The organism is Methanosarcina sp. MTP4, from assembly GCF_000970045.1.
Classification (GTDB): Archaea; Halobacteriota; Methanosarcinia; order Methanosarcinales; family Methanosarcinaceae; genus MTP4.
In genome coordinates this window covers 1528191-1552877 of sequence record NZ_CP009505.1, presented here as the reverse complement: position 1 = coordinate 1552877, position 24687 = coordinate 1528191, and the positions used below count along the sequence as shown (strand labels likewise).

Annotated in this window: 21 protein-coding genes; 15 read left to right on the top strand and 6 right to left on the bottom strand. The window is 44.6% G+C overall.

Going from position 1 to position 24687, the window contains the following annotated elements; translation table 11 throughout:
• The first annotated feature begins 90 nt into the window (after nucleotides 1-90).
• From nifS to truD, 6 genes are all read left to right on the top strand, one after another.
• Nucleotides 91-1269: a cysteine desulfurase NifS gene (nifS, locus tag MSMTP_RS06605; RefSeq protein WP_048178337.1), complete on the top strand. Its 1179-nt coding sequence runs from the start codon at nucleotides 91-93 to the stop codon at nucleotides 1267-1269.
• Nucleotides 1270-1320: 51 nt separating this feature from the next.
• On the top strand, nucleotides 1321-1713 hold the full coding sequence (gene nifU / locus MSMTP_RS06600; protein WP_197076159.1) for a Fe-S cluster assembly scaffold protein NifU: 393 nt from the start codon (nucleotides 1321-1323) through the stop codon (nucleotides 1711-1713).
• A gap of 660 nt (nucleotides 1714-2373) precedes the next feature.
• On the top strand, nucleotides 2374-3303 hold the full coding sequence (mptN, locus tag MSMTP_RS06590; protein WP_048178335.1) for a tetrahydromethanopterin:alpha-L-glutamate ligase: 930 nt from the start codon (nucleotides 2374-2376) through the stop codon (nucleotides 3301-3303).
• A 131-nt stretch (nucleotides 3304-3434) separates the two neighbouring features.
• Nucleotides 3435-3782, top strand: coding sequence for a peptidyl-tRNA hydrolase Pth2 (gene pth2, locus MSMTP_RS06585; RefSeq protein ID WP_048178334.1), 348 nt, complete (start codon nucleotides 3435-3437; stop codon nucleotides 3780-3782).
• Between the two features lie 146 nt (nucleotides 3783-3928).
• On the top strand, nucleotides 3929-5179 hold the full coding sequence (locus tag MSMTP_RS06580; RefSeq protein ID WP_048178333.1) for a transglutaminase family protein: 1251 nt from the start codon (nucleotides 3929-3931) through the stop codon (nucleotides 5177-5179).
• Between the two features lie 190 nt (nucleotides 5180-5369).
• Nucleotides 5370-6686, top strand: a complete 1317-nt coding sequence (truD, locus tag MSMTP_RS06575; RefSeq protein ID WP_048178332.1) for a tRNA pseudouridine(13) synthase TruD — start codon at nucleotides 5370-5372, stop codon at nucleotides 6684-6686.
• Nucleotides 6687-6851: 165 nt separating this feature from the next.
• Here truD and MSMTP_RS06570 read toward each other — a convergent pair whose 3' ends face one another.
• Together MSMTP_RS06570 and MSMTP_RS06565 are read right to left on the bottom strand one after the other, a co-directional pair.
• Entirely contained in the window at nucleotides 6852-8198 is a 1347-nt protein-coding gene (locus MSMTP_RS06570; protein ID WP_048178331.1) for a HEAT repeat domain-containing protein, read from the bottom strand.
• 107 nt (nucleotides 8199-8305) lie between these two features.
• On the bottom strand, nucleotides 8306-8764 hold the full coding sequence (locus tag MSMTP_RS06565) for a hypothetical protein (protein WP_048178330.1): 459 nt from the start codon (nucleotides 8762-8764) through the stop codon (nucleotides 8306-8308).
• A gap of 683 nt (nucleotides 8765-9447) precedes the next feature.
• On the opposite strand from MSMTP_RS06565, the gene MSMTP_RS06555 reads away from it, so the two are divergent.
• Nucleotides 9448-10854, top strand: a complete 1407-nt coding sequence (locus MSMTP_RS06555) for a nitrous oxide reductase family maturation protein NosD (RefSeq protein ID WP_048178328.1) — start codon at nucleotides 9448-9450, stop codon at nucleotides 10852-10854.
• On the opposite strand, the gene MSMTP_RS06550 is transcribed toward MSMTP_RS06555, so the two are convergent.
• Together MSMTP_RS06550 and MSMTP_RS20165 are read right to left on the bottom strand one after the other, a co-directional pair.
• Nucleotides 10817-11383, bottom strand: coding sequence for a DUF1186 domain-containing protein (locus tag MSMTP_RS06550; RefSeq protein ID WP_048178327.1), 567 nt, complete (start codon nucleotides 11381-11383; stop codon nucleotides 10817-10819). The genes MSMTP_RS06555 and MSMTP_RS06550 overlap by 38 nt on opposite strands.
• A 288-nt stretch (nucleotides 11384-11671) precedes the next feature.
• The gene (locus MSMTP_RS20165; RefSeq protein WP_255351019.1) at nucleotides 11672-11806 is read right to left on the bottom strand and encodes a hypothetical protein; all 135 of its coding nucleotides are present in this window, start codon (nucleotides 11804-11806) and stop codon (nucleotides 11672-11674) included.
• 740 nt (nucleotides 11807-12546) lie between these two features.
• Between MSMTP_RS20165 and MSMTP_RS06545 the strand changes: the two genes are divergently transcribed.
• The 8 genes from MSMTP_RS06545 to MSMTP_RS06505 all read left to right on the top strand — a co-directional run bounded on the left by MSMTP_RS06545 (nucleotide 12547) and on the right by MSMTP_RS06505 (nucleotide 22531).
• Nucleotides 12547-13524 carry a hypothetical protein gene (locus tag MSMTP_RS06545; protein WP_048178326.1) on the top strand — a complete coding sequence of 326 codons (978 nt, stop codon included), beginning with the start codon at nucleotides 12547-12549 and terminating at the stop codon, nucleotides 13522-13524.
• 461 nt (nucleotides 13525-13985) lie between these two features.
• Nucleotides 13986-15539, top strand: coding sequence for a class I SAM-dependent DNA methyltransferase (locus tag MSMTP_RS06540; RefSeq protein WP_048178325.1), 1554 nt, complete (start codon nucleotides 13986-13988; stop codon nucleotides 15537-15539).
• 77 nt (nucleotides 15540-15616) lie between these two features.
• Nucleotides 15617-17086, top strand: coding sequence for an RNA-binding domain-containing protein (locus MSMTP_RS06535; RefSeq protein WP_048178324.1), 1470 nt, complete (start codon nucleotides 15617-15619; stop codon nucleotides 17084-17086).
• A gap of 432 nt (nucleotides 17087-17518) precedes the next feature.
• On the top strand, nucleotides 17519-18193 hold the full coding sequence (locus MSMTP_RS06530) for a hypothetical protein (RefSeq protein WP_048178323.1): 675 nt from the start codon (nucleotides 17519-17521) through the stop codon (nucleotides 18191-18193).
• Complete coding sequence (locus MSMTP_RS17895; RefSeq protein WP_052718298.1) at nucleotides 18190-19434, top strand: restriction endonuclease subunit S; 1245 nt, start codon at nucleotides 18190-18192, stop codon at nucleotides 19432-19434. Before MSMTP_RS06530 ends, MSMTP_RS17895 begins: the two co-directional genes overlap by 4 nt.
• Nucleotide 19435: 1 nt before the next feature.
• Nucleotides 19436-19855 (top strand): DUF6884 domain-containing protein, encoded by a 420-nt coding sequence (locus MSMTP_RS06520; protein WP_048182898.1) that lies wholly within the window; start codon nucleotides 19436-19438, stop codon nucleotides 19853-19855.
• Nucleotides 19848-21893, top strand: coding sequence for a tetratricopeptide repeat protein (locus tag MSMTP_RS18425; protein ID WP_082090524.1), 2046 nt, complete (start codon nucleotides 19848-19850; stop codon nucleotides 21891-21893). Before MSMTP_RS06520 ends, MSMTP_RS18425 begins: the two co-directional genes overlap by 8 nt.
• 236 nt (nucleotides 21894-22129) lie before the next feature.
• Complete coding sequence (locus MSMTP_RS06505) at nucleotides 22130-22531, top strand: hypothetical protein (protein ID WP_048178322.1); 402 nt, start codon at nucleotides 22130-22132, stop codon at nucleotides 22529-22531.
• Nucleotides 22532-22978: 447 nt separating this feature from the next.
• On the opposite strand, the gene MSMTP_RS06500 is transcribed toward MSMTP_RS06505, so the two are convergent.
• Nucleotides 22979-23239: a hypothetical protein gene (locus MSMTP_RS06500; protein ID WP_048178321.1), complete on the bottom strand. Its 261-nt coding sequence runs from the start codon at nucleotides 23237-23239 to the stop codon at nucleotides 22979-22981.
• Between the two features lie 284 nt (nucleotides 23240-23523).
• The gene (locus MSMTP_RS06495) at nucleotides 23524-24231 is read right to left on the bottom strand and encodes a hypothetical protein (RefSeq protein ID WP_048178320.1); all 708 of its coding nucleotides are present in this window, start codon (nucleotides 24229-24231) and stop codon (nucleotides 23524-23526) included.
• Between the last annotated feature and the right edge of the window lie 456 nt (nucleotides 24232-24687).

Here is a 24687-nt window from a genome sequence, read left to right as displayed (position 1 = left end):
GGGCCTTAAAGAGACGGGTCTAAGTGGACATGGGTCAAAAAAACAATACCTTCATATTACGAAAAGCCCCTATTTTCATTGGGGATTTTGATGGGAAAGAAACGTTTCGTTTACATGGACCATGCAGCCACCACCTTCAGCAAACCCGAGGTGGTTGAGGCTATGCGGTATTTTTTGAAAGAGCATTTCGGGAATCCTTCGTCCCTGTACTCCATAGGGAGGGAAGCCAGGGAAGTAGTGGAAACAGCCCGGGAACAGCTTGCAAAAAGCCTGGGAGCCGAGCCCGAAGAGATCTATTTTACATCCGGGGGGACGGAGTCCGACAACTGGGCTGTCAAGGGGACGGCTTTTGGCAGGCGAAAGGAAGGAAAACACATTATCACAACTCCAATCGAGCACCATGCCGTGCTTTACCCCTGTGAGTACCTGGAAACGAAGGGCTTTGACGTGACTTACCTGCCTGTGGACGGGGACGGGCTTGTTGACCCTGCGGACGTGGAAGCCGCGATCCGGGAAGACACTATCCTGATCTCGGTCATGTACGCCAACAACGAGATCGGGACCCTTGAGCCTGTGCCCGAGATAGGGAAAATAGCCTCCGAGAAGGGGATTCCATTCCATACCGATGCCGTGCAGGTGATAGGGAAAGTCCCGCTGGACATGAAGCGGGCTCATTCGGACGTGGACATGCTTTCCCTTTCCTCGCACAAGTTCTACGGGCCGAAAGGGGTGGGAGCCCTCTACATCCGGAAAGGGCTGGAAATCGATAATTACATGCACGGAGGCGCACAGGAACGGGGAAAGCGGGCCGGGACGGAAAATGTCGCCGGGATTGTCGGCATGGCAAAGGCAATCGAGCTTGCTACCGCAGACATCGAAACCCATAATAAAAAGATAATGAAGCTTCGGGACCGGCTCAGGGTAGGCGTCCTGGAAATTCCCCATACCCGGCTGAACGGGCACCCGGAAAAGCGCCTGCCTGGGAACCTGAACTTCAGCTTCGAGTTTATTGAGGGAGAGTCCCTGCTGCTCATGCTCGATCAGGCAGGGATCTGCGGGTCTACGGGAAGCGCCTGTTCCTCGGGTTCGGTCGGCCCTTCGCATGTGCTCACCGCAATCGGGCTCTCTCCGGAAATCGCTCAGGGGACCCTTCGCCTGACCCTGGGGGACGCCAACAGCGAAGAGGATATAGACTACGTGCTCGAGCTGCTGCCGGAAGTTGTCGAGAAGTTGAGAGCAATGTCCCCGTTCTATAAGCCGACAACCTGAGCCAATAGCCTGAAGCAAGCACGTGAGAAACAAATTCCAGGAGGAAATCGGGTGTATAATGAAAAGGTAATGGACCACTTCACAAACCCGCGAAACGTGGGAGAAATCGAAGACTCCGACGGAGTGGGGGAAGCCGGAAACCCTCACGGGGATTTCATGAAAATTTTCCTTAAGATAAAGGACAACCGCATCGAGGACGTGAAGTTCAAGACCTTCGGCTGCGCGGCGGCAATCGCATCGAGCAGCATGGCAACGGAACTGATCAAGGGAAAAACCCTGGAAGAAGCCTGGGACCTGACAAACGAAGCCGTTTCCGAAGCCCTTGGGGGCCTGCCTCCCGGAAAACTGGAGTGCTCGGTGGTCTCCAAGGAAGCCATCCACATGGCGATCAACGAATATAGGAAAAAGCAGGGACTTGAGCCCTGGGAAGAGAAACAGCAGTAAAAACCCGGCCCTTAGAGAAGAAAAGGATGAGAAAAAGGAGAAAGAGGAAGAGGAAAAGGAAATAGAAAGAAGAGAAGGAAAAAAGAGGAAGGGGAGAAAGAAAGAAAAAAGAGGAAGGGGAGAAAGAAAGAAAAAAGAGGAAGGGGAGAAAGAAAGGAGCAGAGGTAAGCCCGGAAAATTGAAGTCCCTAAAACTGAGATCCCGGAGAACTGAGGGCAGCCCCTAAAACCCTAAAAGAACCGCATGCGGAGAAGCTCAGAGAGAAGAGATTCTCAGTTAAGGTTTGAGGACTGTTTTCAAGCAAAGGCTGACTTGAGGCAGCGTAAAACCTCTGAAGGCAGCATGATACCTGGAAAGAACTTTGTTGAAGTCAGCCTTAGCTTTTTTTTGGAGGAAAATGCTCAAACTTGCAAATTCGGTGGGTTTACCTCCGCTCATGTTTGCTATGCAAGGTAGTAAAACAAGATCAAGTAACATAAAGCATATTATTTAGCTAACGAATTATATTCGAAAAGCTAACGATGGGCACCAGAACTAAAACTGAAACAGTTTCAGGAAAGTGCCAAAAAGTTATAAAAATAATTTGCCCTGTCAGAAATTTTAAACATCCTGCTCCTGTTTTATCGTAAACTTAATCAGGAAAAGCTCAGATTTTACCCTATGAAAAAAATAGGGATTGTAGTAACCGACCCTGAGGACTGGACGGCCCGGGCCCTGATCGAGGCAGCCCGGGAAGAAGGCTTTTTTCCTCTTATTCTTGACCTCAGGAGCGCAGAGGTCAGCATAAACTCACAAATTGATTTTAAAGTAGGGGAAACCCGCCTTAGCGACCTTGACGCCGTGGTCGTGCGGGACGTTGGAGCAGGCACCCTGGAAGGGGTTTCTTTCAGGTTCGACATCCTGAGGGAGCTTGAAGCGGAAGGAATCCCGGTCATCAATTCCCCCGAAGCAATCCAGAACGCCGCCAACAAATACCACGCTTCCTGGCTCCTGGCAAAAACCGGGCTTCCTGTGCCCGAAACCGAAGCCGTACAGAGCTCCAGCGCTGCCTTGAAGGTTGTCTCAGGGTTCGGGGACGCGGTCATAAAACCTGTTTTCGGGTACAAGGGAAAGGATATTGTAAGGGTAAGGGACGGAGAAGTCCTTTTTTCTGACCGGAAAAGCCAGCCTGTTCCCGTGGAAGAGGCCCTGGAAGCCCTGCTTGCAGAAAGGGGAATGCTCTACATTCAGGAGTTCATTGAAAACCCGGGCAGGGACATCAGGGCTTTTGTGGTCGGAGGCAAAACCGTCGGGGCCATTTACCGCAGGGCTCCTGCCGGTTCCTGGGTGAACAACCTCAGCCAGGGCGGAAGCGCGGACCGCTGCGTGCTGACCGAAGAGCAAAAAACCCTTGCAGAAAAAGCAGCTAAAGCAATCGGGGCTGTTTTTGCGGGTGTGGATATCATAGAGGGTACGGAAGAGGAGAGTGGAAACCAGAGTGGCCAGAAAATCCTGGAAGTTAACGGGACGCCTTCAGGAAAAGGCATCTTCGATTCCTGGGGGATAAATCCCGCCGTGGATATCCTGGGGTACATGAAAAATATTTTATGAAATTGATTACAAAGATACAATAAATATTGAAGGCCCTATGAAAAATAATATGAAAAATTAGATAGAACCCTCAAAAAAGTACAGGAAACGTTTAAAGTATAAGTTGACCTTGATTAGGCCCGAGGCAAAGGATGAGTGAATACAAACAGTGCATAGTTACCCGGAACGACCTGAAATTGTCCAAAGGGAAATTTGCGGTGCAGGTGGCCCATGCTGCGGTTTCGGCTTCGGAATGGGCAAGCAAGAGTGATCTTGAAAAATGGAAGGATGGAGGACAGAAAAAGGTTGTCCTCAAAGTTCCGACCCTGAAAGACCTTTACGAACTTAAAGAAAAGGCAAGACGGGAAGGACTGCCCACAGCTTTGATCCAGGACGCAGGGCTGACCGAAATCCCCCCGGGCACGGTCACAGTCCTCGGAATCGGGCCGGCAAAAGAAGAGCTTATAGATAAGGTCACAAAGGACCTGAAACTTTTGTGAACGCTTTTGAAAAAAAGCAAGAAAACCCGTATTGTGTAGAGTTAATAGGGTGGTTCTCAAGGTAAATAATTCACCGGATGAATTGATTCTCCGGAAATACGGGGAAATCGGAAAGTTCCTTTAGGACCGGATTTGGGAGTGAGTTCATGGAAAAACCCAGGTTGTCAGGAAAAGCCATAGCCTCGATACTTGCCGTTTTATGCATAGGCCTTGTGGTGGCCACGGCCGGAATTCTGCTTTCGGACTCAGTTCCCGGGTTCGGAGCCTTCAGGGACGGATTTGGAAATTTTTTTGATTCAAATTCGGGGGAAAACCAGGAAGAGGTTTTCAAACCTGATTCCAGCTTATTCACTGTTCCGCAGGTGCCGGCTTATTTCCCCCGGGAAAATGAGGTAACTCCGGTTCTCAGGACCCCCATGGACCCCGGGTTTTCCCTGAGCACAAGTTACCAGACTGCCGAATTTTACCAGGGTGCGGTGAGCTATATCAAGGTAAATGTCAAAAATGAGGGCAGAAACCCCATCTTTATCGACAGTTACGGGGTTTCGGTCGGCAATTCCGAAAGCCTGGTGTATTCCGAGGACTGCGGCACCCTGCTCGATCCGGAAGAGGAGCAGTGCCTGGGAGTGCTTTCGGTCAGGATGCCAGAAGGGGAAGCCAGGCCCACCCTGAACATTGTCCTCTGGCTACTTGCAAGTACTTCGGAAGGGAAATGGCACGAATACGAACCCCAGTTTCTGGAAGAGTTTAAGGTTGAAGCAAAGCCCATGCCCCCAAAACTCGACCCTCCCTACAAATACAACACCCTTCCCTATTTCGGAATCCTGAACGGGCTTGTGGAACCGGGAGACCTGTCCGTCAGGAAAGCTGCCGCAGAAAGCTCGGAGGAATATCCGGGAGCGTTCAACATCTATCAGGTCTGTGCCCTTTTTGACCGGGTAAGCGTGGATATCGGGTATATAAATGACCCGAGAGGAAACGACATCTGGGAACCCGCCAATGCGACCCTGAAAATAGGCGCAGGGGACTGTGAAGACCAGGCAATCCTCCTGGCTTCACTGATCGAAGCCGTGGGAGGCACAACGAGGCTCTACCTCACGGACAACCACGCTTTTGCCGCGGCCTACATAGGCAACGAAACCGAGACGACAAATGCCATAATCGAAGGGGTAAGGGCCTACTACGGCAACGTCGACGTCTACTACCTGACCGACGATTACGGCTCCTGGCTGATGCTCGACCCGAGTTCCAGCCTCTACGCAGGAGGCCTCCCGGGGACTACTGCCCCGGCAAAACTCGCAACCGGGGAAAACCCCAATACCCTTGTGGACAGCTGGACTTTTGTGAATACGAGCAGAGTACAGGTTATTGACATCAGCTCGGAAGCCATAGGATAATTCAACGTAAACGTAATAAACAACAACGCGATAAACCCGAAACGCAATAAGCTCATAAATTCATAAAGTACGGTATACCAAACCCGTGACACGATAACCTCATGAGGGAATTAATCAAACTCATGAGACCCTTTCTTTATTCATTTTTCCTTAATTTTTCCAATAACCGCTTAAGGAGTGTTTAAAGCTTATGGAAGTTCCCAATATCGAAAAACAGATTGGAATCAGCCTTTACTCCACAGACAGCGCAGGTCTCGGGGGACAGCTCCGGCAGGAAGTGGAGGACTTCATCGTAAAAGAGATCACGAACCGGGAGGAGGGGACTGAAGGCAAGCACCTGGTCCTTGAAGTCACCAAACGCGACTGGGACACCCACCATTTTACCCGGACCCTTGCAAAGATCCTGAAGATAAGCCAGAAGCGGATCACCGTTGCAGGTACGAAGGACAAGCGGGCGCTGACAACCCAGAAGATCAGCATCTTTGGTGTGGACGCAGAGGCTATCGAAAAGGTCCGCCTGAAAGACGTAGAAATGAAAGTCCTGGGTCGGTCTAAAAAATCCGTGGAACTCGGAGACCTCACCGGAAACGAGTTCATAATCACCATCCGGAATATCGACCTTCCCGTGGATGAGACCCGGACCATCCTTGGAAAAGCCACGGAAGAGATCCTGGCTGCCGGCGGCGTCCCCAACTTTTTCGGGATCCAGCGCTTTGGCTCGGTCCGCCCGGTCACTCATCTGGTAGGAAAAGCCATAGTTGAAGGCGACTTTGAAAAAGCAGCCATGACCTACATTGCCGAGCCCTTCCCCGACGAGCCAGAAGAGACAAAAGCCGCCCGACAGTACGTAAAGGAGACCAGGGACTTCAGGACCGGCCTTGATAAATACCCTCTCCGCATGGGGCACGAACGGGCAATGATGAACCACCTTATAGCAAACCCGGATGACTTTGCGGGATCTTTCCTGGTGCTCCCGAAAAACCTCTACCGCATGTTCGCCCACGCTTACCAGTCCTGCATATACAACACTATCCTCTGCCGCCGGATTGAAAAGGGTCTCCCCCTGAACCTTGCCGTGGAAGGGGATATCGTCTGCTTCAAAAACGAAGCCGGACTCCCGGACAGTTCCCGGACCGAGTCAGTCACCGCCGAAAAGGTAAACGCAATGAACCGCCTGCTCAAACGCGGCCGCGCCTTCATAACAGCCCCCCTCCCGGGCCATGCCACAGAATTCGCATCCGGGGTCCCGGGAGAGATCGAGCAGGAAGTCCTGAAAGAATTTGAAGTTCCTCTCGAAGGCTTCAACATCAAAGAAATCCCGGAAATGAGCTCGAAAGGCATCCGCCGGGAAGTCCTCCTGAATGTGGAACCCAAATTCGAGGTCTCGGAAGACGAACTGAACCCCGGAAAATCAAAGGCAGTGCTGGAGTTCATGCTCCCCAAGGGGAGTTATGCGACAACGGTGCTGCGAGAATATATGAAAGCTAACCCGCTGCAGATGAGCTGAGAAGCTGATAATTCGAAGCAAACCGGGTTGCAGGAAAATCAGGCTGCAGGAAAAAAGGGTTGCTCCATGTCACTGTCTACTATTTCCAGCCTGGCAGTCCCCTATTTCCTGACACCTGACTCCTTACCTCAACTCGCAATCATAAGATTCAAATCAGCGTCCAAATCAGCGCCTCTTTAGAATGCAAACCGAAACCAATACTCCTAACAAAGTAAACATTACCTTGAACCCAGGAATATCCCTGGATTCTTGCATATCTTCTGTTGACTGCATATCTTCACTTGACGCTTCTGTTGACGCTTCTGTTGACGCTTCTGTTGACGCTTCGGTTTCCTCTACCAGTTCCTCATCTTCCCGGATGGGGCCTTCATATTTGAACACGAGTGGCACTTCATCAATTCCAAGTTCTTTTCCCTCCCTGTCAAATATTCCGTAGATCTCGTCCAGAGTGGAATCGTTAACATCCGAACCTTCCAGAATTCCGACTTCGATTCGGTTTTCTATGCTCGTGCCATAACTTATAACAGGCCCACCCGGATAAAAGTATGATTTCATATCGTATCTTGCACCGGTGGTTATAGAATGGAGCTGATCGAGCCATTCTCTCCTCCGGTCCTCAATGTAGAACTCACGCTTTTCTCCGTAAGCGGCAATGACCACATTTTTATTCTGATTTTCAATTTTTTCAAGGCCCTTTTTTGCAAATATCCGGACTCTCTCAAAATCATCATCCAGGGCATCGGTAAGCGGCCCTATTGCGCGCTCGTCCCCGATTCTGCCAAGAGCCTCCGCCGCACGGACCCGAACATAGGGGTCTTCGTCCCCAAGGACCTGTATCAAAGGCTCAACAGCAGTTTCTCCCATTAAACCAAGGGAATACGCCAGATCTGCCCGAAGTTCAGGATCTCCGCTCTTCAGGGCCTGAATCATTGGTGGAATTGCTCTTTCATCCCCTATATCCCCAAGAACGTGAATTACTTTCGTCTGCAAGTAGACATTTTCGTTATCATTCTGTAAAACCTGGATAAGGGGTTCAACCGCAGGCTCCCCGATTGCAACAAGGGCATCATTTGCAGCTTTTTCAACTTCCCACTCTTCATCCGCCAGGAGCAGAATGAGAGGTTTTATGGCTTTTTCATCTCCTATCTTCCCGAGAGCGCAGGCTGCATTTTCCCGGGTATCCGGATCTTCGGATTCCAGGGCCAAGATTAAAGGTTCCACTGCTGGAGACCCTATTCCAACTAGGGCTTTTACGGCATTCTCTTTAACAGCCAGATCCGGGGAATTGAGGTCCCGGATTAATGCTTCTAATTCCGGAGAGCTTGGGTTCGAGACTTTTGAGTCCGAGACGTTTGAATCCGAAGAATTTAAGTTTGAAAAGTCTGAATCTGGAGCCTCTAACTCCTGATCGATAGAATCGGCACTGGCTATACCAGTTCCGACATATATGGCCGATTGAATGACTATCAGTGCGAAAATCGCCAGAACAATACTTAATTTTTCAACTTTCATTTGATCCCCAATTCGAAATTAATTCATTTTTACTCAATGACTTTGCCTGTGAGGACTTTCATAAATTGGAAACAGTATTGTAATTTTGAATCTGATACCTGTCTGATTTAAAAAAACACGAGTTTTCCTGCTTCCTGTGTGGGAATAAGATAGCCTTTGACCTCGTCAAGTTTGGGGTTTGCCGGGTCCACCCCGTATTTTTCAATATAGGCTGCCCTTGCCTCCTCCATTATTTTTGACATTTCCTGCTCGCTCAGCACAACATCATAATCCGCGCCTTCTTTCGAACCCTCCGGAGGCTCGCCTGTCTCGGAGACTATGATTCTTAAGTCGCTTTGAAAAACCGTGCCTTCCAGGTAGTGAGGAAGTTCCCCTCTCGCAAATTTGATATCATTCTCGGTGATGTTGTATTTTTCATACAGTTCTTGCATTTCGGCATCCGTATAGCTCACATCCGCATCAAGGGGGATGCCGCCTGCCATTTCGTCCGGGCTTGTGTAATTTAGTCCGAGGATTCCTATAATACACACAAAAACTGCGATTACTGCGATCCATATTTTATTCATGTCAGACTCTCCATAGGTCTCAAGATTGCGTATAAGAAATCAGTTGCAGGAAATCAACTCAGTTACAGGACATTAGTTGCATTACAAAATAAGAAAATTTAAACCATATAACTTTTCTGTGAAAAATCAAATGTCAATTTTGAATTGAATAGTTTAAGGAACAAAATTCAAATGTTTTCTTTGAATTTGATGGCATGGAGAGAAAAAGACAAATATATCTTATATTTAAAAATTAATGGAGTTGGGCGCCTGGAAAGGAGAAAAAGAAAAACTGAAGATAAGTAACAGGAGGGGAACAGGCAAAAATGTTACGAAAAATATCCACCCGGTCTTTAGCAACGGCCGCTTTAGGAACTTTAATACTTGTTACAATTTTGTATTACATAGCAGAGTCGTTTTTTCCGGGGCACGGTTCTTCTTTTATGCTCTTTAGCCAGTTCGTGGGCGGAGTGTTTTTTGTCCTGCTGATAGTGGCCGTAGGCGCTCTAAGCATATCAGCCTTCAAACTCGTTTTCAGGCATATTAAAGGAAATTAAACAAACTGTTAGATATTGTATAGAAATAAAAGCGGAATTTGAAAAAAGGGGTTGAGATAACTGAAAATAAAAAACTGCCTTGCACTGGAATTCTTTTTACTGGTATTCTTTTTAATAATAGTTTCTGCAGGTTCCGCTGAAGCAGCTATGAACATCAACGTGGATGGGAACGGAGGAGCAGACTATACCTCCATAAAGGAAGCTGTGAACAATTCTAAATCCGGGGATACAATTCGCGTTTTCAGCGGAACGTATACGGAAAATGTGGATGTGGACAAAGAACTAACCATAATCTCAAAGTCCGGAAACCCGGAGGATACGGTCGTCCAGGCAGCCGACCCTGGAGATCATGTGTTCCATGTGACGGCTAGTAACGTTACAATTAGCGGCTTTAAAGTTACAGGAGCAAACAGTACCAGGAAAAGCCGCGAACCCTGCGGGATATACCTTGACGGAAGATCCGAATTATTCAGAGCTCCGGAGGGAGATTCGGATGATGGAGATAATGGAGAAATCGATGGAGGAATCGATAAAGGAGGCGATGAAGAAGTTCACGCCTGCACCATCACCAACAATATAATTTCCAACAACAGCTTGGGCATTTTCCTTGAAGAATCCGATAACAACACCCTGAGCAATAATACCGCCTCGGAGAACTATATCGCAATCTTTCTGGCTGCAGCCGACAGCAACGAACTGAAGGGAAACTCCGCGTCGGACAATAAGGGCGGAGTCTTTATGTTCGGAGGCGCAAACAACACATTTAACGAAAACAGGATTTTGAGCAGTGGGACCGGTTTCCTGCTGGAGTATTACAGCAGTAATAATATTTTTAGCAACAACGCCGCCCTGGACAATGAAAACGGCTTCTATATCCGGGGCGCCGAAAATATCACGCTGATAAACAACAACGCAAGCTCGAACAATGAAACCGGGATCTGCCTGGACTCCTCCTCAAATAACACCCTGAAAGGCAACAGGGCAGACCTGAACAGGAAATACGGCATCCACCTCAACCATTTTTCCTGGAACAACGTGCTTAGAAACAATACCGCTTCAAAGAACGAAGACGGGATCATGCTGTATTATTACAGCGAAAACACCTCCCTGAAAGGAAACACTGCAAACCTTAACAGCAAAAACGGGATTTACCTGAACGAAACCGCCGGCAACACCCTGGAAGCAAACACTGCAAACTCGAACGGCGGGCACGGGATCTATCTCAAGTCATCAACTTTCAACATGCTCAATAACAACACAGTAAACTCAAACGGGCTTTACGGCATCTATCTCGACCCATCGAATAATAAAAGAGTGAACCCCGACATCATAACCGCGGATTTCAAGTACTGCAGGTTCCTTGAGGATTCCAGCAACAACAATACGGTAAGCGGGAATTACCTGAGCAGCAATAGTGAAGCAATCGTGGCAAATTATTCCGAAAACAACATTTACGACAACCACTTCGACGGTAAAACAACTCCTGAAGCGCCTTTCGCCTCAAGGATAACGGCAGTTATTGACAGGATAAGGGATTTTTTAACGGCCCCTTGAATTCCGAGAGGTCGGAAATCAGAAAGCCAAGGAGTTCAGGGTCGTCTTCTTCCTGCAGGAGCTGTCTGAAAAACCTGACAGTGGAATCCCATATTTCAGGGTGCTTGTGAGCAATGGTAGAAAGGGCTCCACTTGCAGCAGACCGTTGATATAAGCCAGTTGTCCTGTCAGAGATAAACTTCTTCAAATCCTCAACCGCGTCCAGCCCTAAATTTGCCAGGATTGTTGGAAAATCTTCCGTAATCCAATCCCCGAGTTCCTCATCCCTTCCCCGAAGGAGCCAGAAAACTGCATTCCGGGCTGCAGGGGTTTTTATTGCCCCTAGTAAAAAACTCGCATGTATGGGCGCCCAACCGTCTCCCGGACTCCCTTCCATAAAAGAGGCATCGTCTTCAATAATGCGTACCAGATGGGGAACGGCATCCGGCATCCGGGAAATTTCCCAGGCAAGTCCGGGGTCAACTACAAGTTCCGAATTTACCAGTTTCCGGATAAGTTCTTCCGTAGAACAATCTTCGTAGCTTTCCATGTCCTAAGATATCGGCTCCTTTCGATAAATAAAAAGCGCTGGTGAAGGGGACTATTTACTTATCCGGACCCAGTGAAAAGAAAGAGAAAATAGTCCGAAAATGAAATGTTAAATGTTGAGAAAATGGTAAAATAGCCCTAAATGAAGGAATCCCTCAAAAAGATCAATTTTCAAAAAGCCCTTCAGACCACAACATTATACTGGGAAAAAGGTACTTGGGGCCGGGTTATTGATAACCCCACCCGACCTGCTCATGACCATCATGGACAGGGAAAGACCAAAAAATCCTTATTTCTTCTTCTTTTCTTTTGCCAGTTTCTTCTTGGCATCCTTACTTCCGGAAGCAGCCATCTTTTCAAGCTGTTCCATTTTATCTCTCTGAGCCTTCTGCTTTCTTTCCTTATCTCTTTTAGACATTGCCATAACAAAATACCTTCATATGGACTGCCATAATGCAGTCTCCTTAATATGCTGCTGCAGCGCAAGCTCTCAAAGGGCACTGATGCAATCTATTACCCTCTGTATTAAAAGTACTTATCAGTTTCCGGCGGGATGTGAAATTTTTTGTTGAGATGAAAAATTGCCGGGCAGCAGGAAATTCGGAGCCAAAAGCAGGAAATCAACGCAAACGTTCAACACATATATAACAGTATGACATCTGTTAGGGTAATACCTTCATTTATAGTCCCGGAGGTAAATATTTACACTTACATTATAACCACGGAAGACACAGAAAGCACGGAAGGATTGTGCCCCTATTTCCTTTATTCCGTGTTTTCCGGGCTTTCTGTGGTTAAACTTTCACTTGAGATTGGTGAAGGCATCTGGGTACTTGACTATAGTTATGCCATTTCAAGTTCAATTTTGATCCTGTCAAAACCATCAAAAACACCATTAAAATCTATCTTTAAGCCTTGCTGTGGACGTTAACCTGGTTCTGTCTAACCCTTTCTGGCCCTTTCTGGCTCTGTTCCAGAATTAAAAAACTCCGGATGAAAGGAAAAAAGACAAAAGCTAAAGGAACAAGAGGCTCCGGCTGAACAAAAATAAGGCCCTGGCTAAACAGAAAAAGAGATCCGAGCTAAACAGAAAAAAGCCCTAGCTGAATAGAAAAGAGGGCAAAGCTGAATAGAAAATAAATCAAGCACCGGAGAGTATCATTTATGGCTTCTGAAGAAAATAATGAGATTGTTGAAGAAGAACTTTCATTGTCCGAATACCTGAAACCCGACACCCCGGAAATACTGGAAATAAAAAGCCTGTACAATATGGAATATGAGTACAGTGAGTATCTGGGCACGATTGAATATGCAATTGCCGACTATTATTATAACACTTACAGGGAATTAAAGGACAAGGATGTCATCTCGGCATTAAAGAATATCAAGCAAAACTACGAAAAAGATATTTCTTTCTTCAAAAGTGACCTTGAAATGCTGATCATTGAAGACCTGCTTGAAACCCTTGAAGAGTTCCCGCTCAGCCACCATGAGTTCAAGCTGCTCTTTGACTACATCCTGTGGGTCATTGACAACAGGTCCTGGGTGGAGGATGAGCAGGCCTACGTAAAGTGGACCGCATACGTCCTGGGCCTGTTTTCAAAAGAAGAAGAGGAAGACTACGAAAAGCAGTTCAAAAAGATTACCAGCGAAATGGGCCTGACCGATGCCCAGGCTGATATGCTCCTTTTGAAAAAGGACGCAGATGAATTCTTCGAAGAAGGCGGCTTATTTGAAGGCAGGGAAGAAAGCGAAGTTTTGGCCAGAGAAACCGTAGCAGATGACCTTGAAACAGGTTTCTTTTTGATGACCGACGACGAAAAATTCGATTTCCTGCTCGAAAACGGCCCGGATTACATCGATCTAGTACAGTCCTATATCTCCGACCTTGCGGAAAAAGAAGATTTTGAAAAGCTTCAGGCCTTCTACAAAAAGCTCAGTGAAAAAGAGAAAAACTTCTTCCCCCTTCACCTGATGATGGGCACAATCTATCTTGGAAAAGACCCCGCCTTTGCAAAATCCTGTTTCCAGGAAACCCTGAGAATTGTCGACACCTTAGAAGAAATCCCCAAAGAAACGAAAGAGGACCTGAGAGAAAGCATCTCCCTTCTGGGAAAACTCATTGAAAAATCGGAAAAGTAAAAGAAAAACACCGAAGTAGGCAGTAATCGGGTAATGAAACAGGTCCCGAAAGGAAAGATAATTCTTGAGCCGGGGACTGGCTAGTTCATTAATGAGTATTTTGGAGGCAAAGGCAACCGGAATAGGTGTATTTTGTGGTGTCTTGTCACGCTCGCCGAGGGCGAGCGGCCTTTCCCACCCGAGTTCCGCTTCGGGAGAACGGTGTCCTTTTCGCTCCGCTCAAGAGGACTTAAAGCCAATTTATTATAACTATTTTATTATATTTCGCTTAGCGATTTCCCCAGCAACCTTTGAACCACCGCTCCCACTAACTACCAATTTTACTCTTGCTGATTTCTTTAGCTTTGATCCGAAAAAGTAGTTATCAGGCATCAGGAAATCCGGAACCGGAAACAGGAAATCAACACATTTATAACAGTATAATATTATTCAAGACACATTCAAGATAACGTTGATCACCCATGGCGAAAAAAACAACAGGCTCAAACGGCGCAAATCTCGGCTTTGAAGAGAAACTCTGGCAGACAGCGGATAAGCTCCGGAACAACATGGACGCAGCAGAGTACAAGCATGTGGTACTCGGCCTGATTTTCCTGAAATACATCTCGGATGCTTTCGAAGAAATGCACACACAGCTGACCTCAGAAATCGAGGAGGGCGCAGACCCGGAAGACCCGGATGAATACCTTGCGGAAAACATCTTCTGGGTACCTTCCGAAGCCCGCTGGAACCACCTGAAAAAGAGCGCAAAACAGCCCACCATAGGAAAACTTGTTGACGACGCCATGACCGCAATCGAGCGGGAAAACCCCTCCCTGAAAGGCGTGCTCCCAAAGAACTACGCCAGGGAAGGCCTTGACAAACAACGCCTGGGCGAGCTGATCGACCTTGTGGGCACAATCGGGCTTGGGGATAAGGAGAGCCGGAGCAAGGACGTGCTCGGCAGGGTCTACGAATACTTCCTCGGCATGTTCGCAAATGCGGAAGGCAAACGCGGTGGCCAGTTCTACACCCCGAGAAGCATAGTCCGGGTCCTTGTAGAGATGATCGAGCCCTACACCGGCAGAGTCTACGACCCCTGCTGCGGCTCGGGCGGAATGTTCGTCCAGAGCGAGAAATTCATCGAAGCCCACGGCGGCCGCCTTGAAAACATCTCCATTTCCGGCCAGGAATCCAACCAGACAACCTGGCGCCTCTGCAAAATGAACCTCGCCATCCGGGGAATCGACAACGACGGCATAAAATGGGGCGATACCTTCCACAACGACCTGCACAAAGACCTCAAAGCCGACTTCATCCTCTCAAACCCCCCCTTCAACGACTCCGACTGGAAAGGCGAACTCCTGCCCGAAGACACCCGCTGGAAATACGGCATCCCCCCAAAAGGTAACGCCAACTTCGCCTGGGTCCAGCACTACATCCACCACCTATCTCCCACGGGAATCGCAGGCTTCGTCCTCGCCAACGGCTCCATGTCCTCAAACTCCTCCGGCGAAGGCGAAATCCGCAAAAACATCATCGAAGCCGACCTTGTGGACTGCATGATCGCCCTTCCAGGCCAGCTATTTTACAACACCGCAATCCCCGCCTGCCTCTGGTTCTTCGCCCGAAACAAGCAGAACAGCGGTTTCCGCGACCGCCGCGGAGAAGTCCTCTTCATCGATGCCCGGAACATGGGAGTTTTACGGGACCGCACCCACCGCGAACTAACCGAAGAGGAAGTCCGGAAAATTGCCGACACCTACCATGCCTGGCGCGGGGAAACCGTTGAAAGCGGAGAATATGAAGACGTGCCGGGCTTCTGCAAGTCCGCAACTCTCGAAGAGATCAAAAAGCACGATCATATCTTGACCCCCGGGCGCTACGTAGGCTTTGTCGAAGAAGAGGAAGACGACGAGGTATTTGAAGAGAAGATGGACAGGTTGACGTCGGAACTTTCAGAGCAGTTCAGGAAGTCCGAGGAACTGGAGAAGAAGATTAAGGAGAATCTGGCAGGGCTTGGGTATGAAGTTTGAAAGCCAGAGGAATTAAACATTATACGGTAACTAAGATGCGTAAGATGTGAATACAAGCAGGCAAGTATGTGTTGATAATGGAACGAGATCGGCTTGAACAGATTCTACAGGAAGGAGAAGGCGCTCTTATAGAGTTCAAGAAATCTTTTTCTCCGTCGATTGTAAAAGAAATTGTTGCATTTGCCAATACAGCAGGTGGAACCATATTTGTTGGGATAGATGATTCCAATAAAGTAGTTGGCACGCAACTTAACAATGAGATGAAATCCCGAATTCAGGATATTGCCAACAACTGCAAACCAAGAATTCCAATTAAGATAGAATCTGGCAATTACGACGGTAAGGAAGTCATACTGATCAAAGTTCCGGAAAGCAGAGACAAACCGGTCCAGTGCTCTGAAGGCTTTTTTTACCGGGAAGGAGCAAACTCCCAGAAAATGCAGCGGGAAGAAATCTTCCAGTATGCCCAGAAGACCGGAAGGATCCGTTTCGAAAGCCAGCACAGGTCAGATTTCAAATATCCGGCTGATTTTGACGAAAAGAAATTTGATGACCTGATGCGTAAAATGGGCCTTACTCTAACTGTTTCAAGAGAAGGTATGCTTGAGACACTCGGGATGGGAGAAAAAAATGCCCACTTTTTGATAAACAATGCCGGAATCCTGTTTTTTGGCAAAAAAAGACAGACTTACCTGCGCCAGGCATACGTGACCTGCGTCCTCTATAAAGGAATTGACAGGTACAAAATCCTCGACAGAAAAGATTTCAGAGAAGAGCCTGTTACTGATTACGAGAATTCATTCATTTTCCTCCAGCAGCACCTGAACCTCGAATACGTGATCAAAGGAGGAGGCCCCCGCCTCGAAATTCCTGAAATCCCTTACGAAGCCCTGAGGGAAGCTTTGATGAACGCGATCATCCACCGTGACTACTTTGAGGAAGGTGCAAGGGTGATGGTAGAAATTTTCGATAACAGGGTAGAGATTTCAAACCCCGGTGAACTCCTCTTCGACAAAGAAGACCTGGGCCGCAGAAGCGTTGCCAGAAACCCCGTTATTTTTGATATTTTCCACAGGCTTGGCTTGATTGAGAAGGTAGGGTCCGGCATTGGAAGAATTCTAAACCAGACCCGCGAAAGAGGCGTAGAAATAGAATTCGACCTGAACCGTTTTTTCACAATAATCTTCAAGAGGCCGGTTCGAAGCAAAGAATACAGCTTAGAAAACGATGAAACAAAGCGCAAAAAAAAGAAAGCAAAAACCGATGAATCTCATACCATAGAGGAGCAAATAAATCTGAGTGATAATGAGATTAAAATTCTTACAATCTGTGCTGAGAGACCACATTCTTCAAATGAAATATTGGAAAAATTGGGATATAAAGAAAGGCCAGGTTCTTATAAAAAATCATTAAAAAAATTATTGGATTTAAACATATTAGTTCGGACACTGCCCAATAAACCAAGAAGCCCCAATCAAAAGTACAAAACAAAAGATGAGATTGTAAAAATAATAAAAAACACATATGAACCCCTAACTGATGAATAAATGAGGCCCAAGCTGAAAAGAAAAGAGGCCCAAGCTGAAAAGAAAAGAGGCCCAAGCTGAACAAAAAAAAGGCCCAAGCTAAACAGAAAAAGAGGCCCTAGCTGGACAAAAAAGAGGCCCAAGCTGAACAAAAAAAAGGCCCAAGCTAAACAGAAAAAGAGGCCCTAGCTGGACAAAAAAGAGGCCCAAGCTAAACAGAAAAAGAGGCCAAAGCTGAACAAAAAAGAGGCCAAAGCTGAGCAGAAAAAGAGGCCAGATGAAATAGATTCAGCAGATCGAGAAAAAGGGCAGCCGGAGAAAGAAGATACATTAAATAGAAAACGAGGCAACCGGAATAGCCGTATTTAACCTGTCTTGTCACGCTCGACGAAGGAGAGCAGCCTTTTCAGAAATGCTGTAAAGAGAAGTCCTCAGAAAAAGAGAGTGTGTTAGATGGTTAATATAAGCGAATTGGGTAATTATGCCAATATAATTATAGCCTTTGGTAACCTGATTTTGGTAGCCTTTGTTTTTCTCCAAATAAGGGATTCAAGAAAACCCATTATTTCAATAAATGTTCTTTCAAGAGATAAGGAACAAACTGATAGGCAATTTGTTTTAGAATCCGGCGACCTTTATGCAATCATTTCAAACTATTCAAAAAATACTGCACGCTCTTTGGACATAGACTGCCAGTTTAAATTCAAAGATCAATTCACAACAGAAAACGATCAGAATAAAAAACTTGATTACCTGAATCCCGGAGAAGCAACAAGATTTTTTATTCAAACTTCAGATTTTATGGAGAAGCACACAGAATATTTTGAAGAGATAGAAGAGGGAAACACGACCATAATAACTCCTAAAGAAACGCTAAGAATTGACGTATCAATCAAAGTTCGCTACAATCCTATTTTTGCAAATCATGGAAAATACGAGACCACTGATGATTACTATATAGAATGGGGACACGCCATAAAAACTCAAGACGCGAACTATGTTACCAGATTTCATTGCTGGAACAAACGTAATAAAAATTTCTACATATACAAGATAAATAAAACAGTACAAGAAGTAAAAATAATCGAAAATCCGAATGAAGGTGGATCAAATGGTGGGATGTTTTGAATTCAAAAACGAAATTTAAAGAAACTGAGATCGGGTCGATTCCTGAAGATTGGCAAGTCAAAGAATTAGGTGAAATTGCAGAATTTAGACAAGGGCTACAAATAGCTAAGTCTCAACGTAGAGGTGAGCCCGTAGAGAACAGTTATCCACTATTAAAAATTACGGATATGGGCACAAATAACTTTTCAGAGTATATTGTTGATCCCCAAAAAAAATACGTAACATCTAAAGATGATATAATTTTTACCAGAACTGGGCAAGTTGGTCTGGTATATACAAACCTAATTGGTGTCTTACATAATAATTGTTTTAAGATAATAACAGACCCAAGAGAAATAGACCGAAATTTTCTTTTTTATTACCTAAAAAGCAAGTATGTCCAAAATTTCATAAAAGGATGTTTAGCAAGTAGCGTTCAATCCGATTTAACTCATAGACAGTTTAAAAGATGCCACATAATAATACCACCATTAGAGGAACAGCAGAATATTGGAAATAGTCTTTTTCTTTTAGATCAAAAAATCGAACTCAACCGCCAAATGAACTCCACCCTCGAACAAATCGCCCAGGCCCTTTTCAAACGCTGGTTCATCGATTTCGAGTTCCCGGATGAAAATGGGAACCCTTACAGGTCAAGCGGCGGCAGGATGGTCGATTCAGAATTGGGGGAGATTCCAGAGGGGTGGAAACCTTCGTCTGTAGGTGCAGAGTACGATATAATAATGGGACAGTCTCCTCCAGGGAATACATATAATGAAAATGGAGAAGGTGAACCATTCTTCCAAGGTAGAAGAGATTTCGGTTGGCGTTATCCAGAGAATCGCGTTTATTGCACCCAACCAAACCGAATGGCTAAAAAAGGCGATACTTTACTAAGTGTAAGAGCGCCAGTTGGTGATATTAACAAAGCAACCTCAGATTGTTGTATTGGTCGTGGTTTAGCAGCACTTCGCCATAAATCTGGGTGTGAAGCCTATACTTATTATTCCCTGATGGACTTAAGTCGAAACTTTAAGAGCTTTGACTCAGAAGGGACTGTGTTTGGTTCGATAAATCAAAAAGACTTGAAAGCACTAAAAGTATTGAAGCCATCAAGTAGTATTGTTGAAGTATTTACACATGCTGCGGGGGTTATAGATCAGCAGATTTTTAATTTTGAGATTCAGATTCGAATATTATCCCAACTCCGCGATTCTCTTCTTCCAAAACTCATGTCAGGAAAAATAAGGGTTGGCTGTTAAAATGTCAAAAATTGCTTTGATATCTTGTGTAAATAAAAAATTACCTTGTAAATCAAAGGCAAAGAATCTGTACGTTAGTCCTCTTTTCAAATACAACTTTAAATATGCGAAATCTTTGAACCCTGACAAAGTTTTCATTCTTTCTGCAAAATATGGTATGGTAGATATAGAAAGGGAAATTGAGCCTTATGATAAAACATTGAACAATATGCCATCTAAAGAAATCAGGGAATGGGCAGATGGTGTAATAGTTCAACTCAAAAAAGAAGCTGACCTAGAGAAGGATGAATTCATTTTCCTTGCGGGTGCAAAATACAGAAAATATTTGATACCTCACATTTCAAATTACCAGATTCCTCTTGAAGGATTAAAAATAGGGGAGCAGATCCACTATCTTAAGGAAAGGGTTTCAAATGAGTGAAAAATGCGAACAACTACATCAATGGCTTAACGGTATGGAAAGGATGAGCTTTCCCTTTGATGATAGAAAAATACCTCACAATGGAATATACATCTTATTTGAAGCAGGGGAGACTGCCCTCGGTAAGGACAGAATCGTTCGCATAGGGACTCATAGGGGTAAAGATCAGTTAAGATCACGGCTTGAGCAACATTTTATCCATGAAAATAAGGATAGAAGCATTTTTAGAAAGAACGTTGGAAGAGCTTTACTGAACAGGGATAAAGATCCATTTCTTGAGCAGTGGGAAATAGATTTGACCAGCAGGAAGGCAAAAAAAGAAAATGCTGGTTTGATTGACTCTGAGAAGCAGGAAGAAACAGAAAAGAGAGTAAGCCAGTATATCCAGAAAAACTTCAGCTTCGTTGTAATTGAAGTAGAAGATCAGGAAAAAAGGCTTGAGTTAGAAGCCAAAATCATCTCTACAGTTTCCTTGTGCGATAAATGTAGACCTTCATCAGACTGGACGGGCTTGTATTCCCCAAAAGAAAAAATAAGGACAAGCGGACTATGGTTGGTAAATCAGTTGTACAAAGAACCGTTGTCTGATGAGGATATGCAGCTAATAAAGTCAATAATTGATAGGGATCAAGGTATGAACTCTTCAGACCATTCCAGAACTTTTCTTATCATTGCCCAGCAAGATCTCAAAGCTTCGAGGTGCCTCTATGAAAACGGGTGCTACATGCAAGCCGTATTTTACCTGCAACAGGCAGTGGAAAAAAGTGCCAAATTTTTTGGACTCAATCAGAGGTTCATAAGTGAGAAGCAATTAAAAGGAGGAGATAAGGGTGTTGGGCATAAAAGTTCAGAAGTATTTAAAAAGCCCCTAAATAGATCTGCCATTCAATTATCTCAACTCAAAAAGGATGCAGGGACACATCAAAGAATCAACGAGATAATGAAAATAATATCCTGCGAAGAACCGAAAAGCTTGGATGATGTTGAAAAAGGATTTAAGGGACATCTGAACTTTTTGAATGAAATCTCCGGAAACTTCAGCAATCCGTTTTTGATGTTTGAGATTATCGAGAAATTGAAAGTAGAGACTCAGGAGTATGAGATCTCAAAAAAAGAGATTAAGGAAATTTCTTTTACAAATGAGGAAATAGAAGAGTGGAAACGAAATTCATCAAAAATGATACATGAAATCAGGAATTTCAATGAACTCCGGGATTCTCCCTTTATAGAAGATACTGAACTGGAGAGGATGGAAAGGGAATTGGAAAAACCTATTCCTGATTTTATGGAAAAAGATACTATAATCCCCTTTTTGCTCTACATTTTAGATCTATACCACATATTTACCTGCTTACCTTCTCTTTCTATTTTAACTGAAAATCATGCCATGAACGCCAGGTACCCTGATAAAGACCAGGATTTTGATCCTCTGGACTTTTATCTTCCAGGACTTCCTCTCATTGAAGAATTTCCTTTCCTCCTCGATGTGGCAAATAAAATACTGAATAAGTTGGAAGATATTTATTATGCTGAAAAGGCTGATGCATGGCTGGATAAAGGAATCATTCTTGGAAATTTGGGGCAGCATAAAAAAGCCCTGAGAGCTGTTGAAAAAGCGCTGGAAATAGACGAGAATTATGCTGAAGCCTGGAGTCATAAAGGTGTAATTCTGTCAGAACTCCGAAGATACAAAAAAGCGAAAAAAGCAGCTGAAAAATCACTTGAAATTTACCCTGAAAATATAGAAGCTTGGTATAATCTGGGAATTATTTATGATGAATTTGGTCAATATGATGAGAGCCTTGCTGTATTTAAGAAAGCTCTCAACATAGCTATCGATCCAAATGATGAAAATTCCTGGTTTATCAAAAGCATGATTTATTCATGGCTTGAAAGTTATGAGGAAGCCTTGAAAGCATTGGATAAAGTTTTGGAAATTAATCAGGAAAATATAGATGCCTTGTACAAAAAGATTGATGTCCTTTATAATCTTGGGAGAGAAAAGGAAGCTGAGAAAGTTTATAAGAGGACATTGTGAACATCAAAAATGGGCTCTGTAGAAATCCTCTGAAATAAAGAATATCCATTAATTTGAACTGAATGGATTGATATGATTTCACGTATTTATTTTCAGCCTCTTGCAACTGATTAATACAGGTTTTCTACAGAGCCTGAAAAAGTATAATTGAAAACAGGGTAAAATTGCATAGAGGAAAATAAGAATGTAAGATGCAATGAAGAATTACTTAATTTTTTAACTAAGCGGGAAGATTTATGATGTATGATAAAGAGGGATGTTCTGGCAAAATAATGTACGAAGTCGCACAACAAATGGGATTAGTTGAAGATATCAAAAAGTTATGCGAAATTACATGGGAAGAAGGTTTGCAAAAAAGGCTTCATGGTCCCAATTCGTGGACTTACGCCGGGATGCTAGGATATCTTGGCAAAGAAATGATTGGTAAGAACGCAGGTAAAGCCGGACCATTAATGTATAAAAATGCACAAAGTATGGATTTAATAGAGAGAATTAAAGACTTGCATAAAAATGCATGGGAAATAGGATTGAAACGTGGATGCCATCAACAATATAATTGGACATTAAATGGCATGTTGGAATACTTTGGAAGAAAAATTGCGATTGAAGAGGGCAAAAAAATTCCTTCAAAAAAATAGTCATTTATCTTCAAATAATATGTTTTCTTTTTTATAGCAAATGAAGAATTTGCGGATAAAGTCTAGATTTTGCAGGCTGCCAACATAAGAAATATATTTAAAAATATATACGCCTTTTGTCTGTGCTACTATTCAGTTATGGATTTTCGGAAAAAGCCGCTCTCCTTCGTCGAGCGTGACAAGACACCGTGAATACACCTAATACGGATGTCTCGTTCTTCGAGAAAAAAGATCCTCAATAAAGGCTTCCGCAGTTTTCGAGAAAAACTTCTCCAAAAACGGCTGTCGGCTTTTCATTCAGATCGTTTTCTCGAACAGCCCCGGTCCGTTTGTACTTTTTTTAGGGTGGTTGGTGGGGAGCCGCCGACTCAAAAAATATATTAAAAAAGCTATGCCTAGTTTTCGTTCGTGGCACCCGATTCTAAAAATGGAGGAAACGTAAACCAGTTAGCTCAGTATTCGTTTCCTAAGTTCGATGCTAATGGGATCAAGTTTCCCATTCATGGCTTCGAGAATTTCTTTTCTTATAAAAAGAGTTCTGTTTTCAGCATCAAGGGTTTCTTGTTCGGCTTTAAGAGTTCTATTTTCGGCTTCAAGCTTCTCTTTTTTGGCTTTAAGTTTCATTTTTTTGGCTTCAAGCTCCTCAATTAAGGAAACAGCAGCCTCCGGGTTAGTCCGGATAAGATTGAGAATTTCTTCATCGTTCATAAACAGCTCCCCTTAATTCTGTTATTTTTATAATACTCGATGTGAGGAAGGTGATAATTGAACTTACATGAAATATATGTTAGAAATAGGTAATGGTGAAAACGAACAATAGCCATACCGGAAGCTCGATCAAAGAAACATCAAACAAGTAACATTAGACTTTCACGTCATCTGTACTAATCACGATTAGTACTATTTTTGATTAGTATTTTGAGATGCAAAAGCCATGGGAGATCCCCGGTGTATCTCAAGAAGTTCGAAGTTCGATATTCAAAGTTCGATATTCAAAGCTCCCCGGAAAAGCGGGGGTATGCGAGGCCTGCAAGCAGGAGCTGCCAGGTTTCACCTGTTTTTCCTACAGCTAGATAGACGGTCCAGCCGACTTTTGCTTTTGAGCTGATTTCCCGGGAAACGATAACAGGGCCTACAGTCTGTCCCAATGTATAGTACTCATAAAGCCATAGTTTGCCGGGTTCGATTTTTTCAATCTCGAAGTAGCCAGAGAGCCTGCGTGTGTATTTTTTAGCAGGATGGGAGTCAACATAGTTCAGGAGTAGGAGGGCGAGTTCTTTGGCTGCGGGGACGTCAGGTGTGAGTTCCCTGACATCCTTTTCGGTTTCCTCATAAATCTCATCAGCCATGTAACCCCTAGCGTGCGTCCATTCAATGAGGTCGTAGATGACTTTTACAGCAGCCTTCAGGGAATCAATATCTAAAAGCACATTCCTGACCAGGTCATAGCTGAGGAATGCTTCCACTTCGGAATCTCCGATGTACCCGGGCCCGAAGATTTCACAGTACTCCTTGCCTTCTTCCCTGTGCAGGGCTTTGAAATTCGCTTCGTCTCTTACACTCAGGAAAAGATAAGCACGGCTGTTAAGAAACTCTGTGAAAAGATCAATCACATCTTCATAATCGCCATAAGGATCAGGGTTCAGGCACTGGCGATATTCATCAAGAAACTCTTTGAATACTGTGTCTATAGTCTTCATAGCTTCCTCAAAGTATGGTTCAATACTCACTATTGCTATTCTTTTTTGAATAATCTGTGTTTTATGTCTTTGGTGTTAACCTTAGAAAGTTTGGTGGGGGGCCGCCGACACAAGAAATATATTAAAAAAACTATGCCGTTTTTAACCGATTCTCTTCTTCAATTATTAATTTTTGGGAAAAGCCGCTCTCCTTCGTCGAGCGTGACAAGACACCGTGAAGACACCCAATAAGGCTGCCCTGCTTTTAGACTAACACCTGCACACACCGGCTGATGAGTTCCATCCAAACAGCTATGTTTAAATAAATTTAAAGGGATACACAATTATAATATTTACACTCAGGTTTTAATGGCCAAAGTGCACTCTTTAGCGAAAGCCTGCTTTTAGAAATGCAAAAAAGGACAAAACCTGGCAAAAACCTGACAAACCAGAAAAGGAGAAATTAACATCCCGGCA

Excerpts from the sequence above, each read along its gene's own strand:
- pth2 (WP_048178334.1), top strand. The coding sequence starts at position 3,435 with ATGAGTGAATACAAACAGTGCATAGTTACCCGGAACGACCTGAAATTG.
- MSMTP_RS18425 (WP_082090524.1), top strand. The coding sequence starts at position 19,848 with ATGAGTGAAAAATGCGAACAACTACATCAATGGCTTAACGGTATGGAA.
- MSMTP_RS06550 (WP_048178327.1), bottom strand. The coding sequence starts at position 11,383 with ATGGAAAGCTACGAAGATTGTTCTACGGAAGAACTTATCCGGAAACTG.
- MSMTP_RS06495 (WP_048178320.1), bottom strand. The coding sequence starts at position 24,231 with ATGAAGACTATAGACACAGTATTCAAAGAGTTTCTTGATGAATATCGC.
- MSMTP_RS06520 (WP_048182898.1), top strand. The coding sequence starts at position 19,436 with ATGTCAAAAATTGCTTTGATATCTTGTGTAAATAAAAAATTACCTTGT.
- MSMTP_RS06565 (WP_048178330.1), bottom strand. The coding sequence starts at position 8,764 with ATGAATAAAATATGGATCGCAGTAATCGCAGTTTTTGTGTGTATTATA.
- MSMTP_RS06535 (WP_048178324.1), top strand. The coding sequence starts at position 15,617 with ATGGAACGAGATCGGCTTGAACAGATTCTACAGGAAGGAGAAGGCGCT.
- MSMTP_RS06505 (WP_048178322.1), top strand. The coding sequence starts at position 22,130 with ATGATGTATGATAAAGAGGGATGTTCTGGCAAAATAATGTACGAAGTC.
- MSMTP_RS06545 (WP_048178326.1), top strand. The coding sequence starts at position 12,547 with ATGGCTTCTGAAGAAAATAATGAGATTGTTGAAGAAGAACTTTCATTG.
- mptN (WP_048178335.1), top strand. The coding sequence starts at position 2,374 with ATGAAAAAAATAGGGATTGTAGTAACCGACCCTGAGGACTGGACGGCC.
- MSMTP_RS06530 (WP_048178323.1), top strand. The coding sequence starts at position 17,519 with ATGGTTAATATAAGCGAATTGGGTAATTATGCCAATATAATTATAGCC.
- MSMTP_RS06540 (WP_048178325.1), top strand. The coding sequence starts at position 13,986 with ATGGCGAAAAAAACAACAGGCTCAAACGGCGCAAATCTCGGCTTTGAA.
- MSMTP_RS06555 (WP_048178328.1), top strand. The coding sequence starts at position 9,448 with ATGAACATCAACGTGGATGGGAACGGAGGAGCAGACTATACCTCCATA.
- MSMTP_RS06500 (WP_048178321.1), bottom strand. The coding sequence starts at position 23,239 with ATGAACGATGAAGAAATTCTCAATCTTATCCGGACTAACCCGGAGGCT.
- truD (WP_048178332.1), top strand. The coding sequence starts at position 5,370 with ATGGAAGTTCCCAATATCGAAAAACAGATTGGAATCAGCCTTTACTCC.
- MSMTP_RS06580 (WP_048178333.1), top strand. The coding sequence starts at position 3,929 with ATGGAAAAACCCAGGTTGTCAGGAAAAGCCATAGCCTCGATACTTGCC.
- MSMTP_RS06570 (WP_048178331.1), bottom strand. The coding sequence starts at position 8,198 with ATGAAAGTTGAAAAATTAAGTATTGTTCTGGCGATTTTCGCACTGATA.
- MSMTP_RS20165 (WP_255351019.1), bottom strand. The coding sequence starts at position 11,806 with ATGGCAATGTCTAAAAGAGATAAGGAAAGAAAGCAGAAGGCTCAGAGA.
- nifS (WP_048178337.1), top strand. The coding sequence starts at position 91 with ATGGGAAAGAAACGTTTCGTTTACATGGACCATGCAGCCACCACCTTC.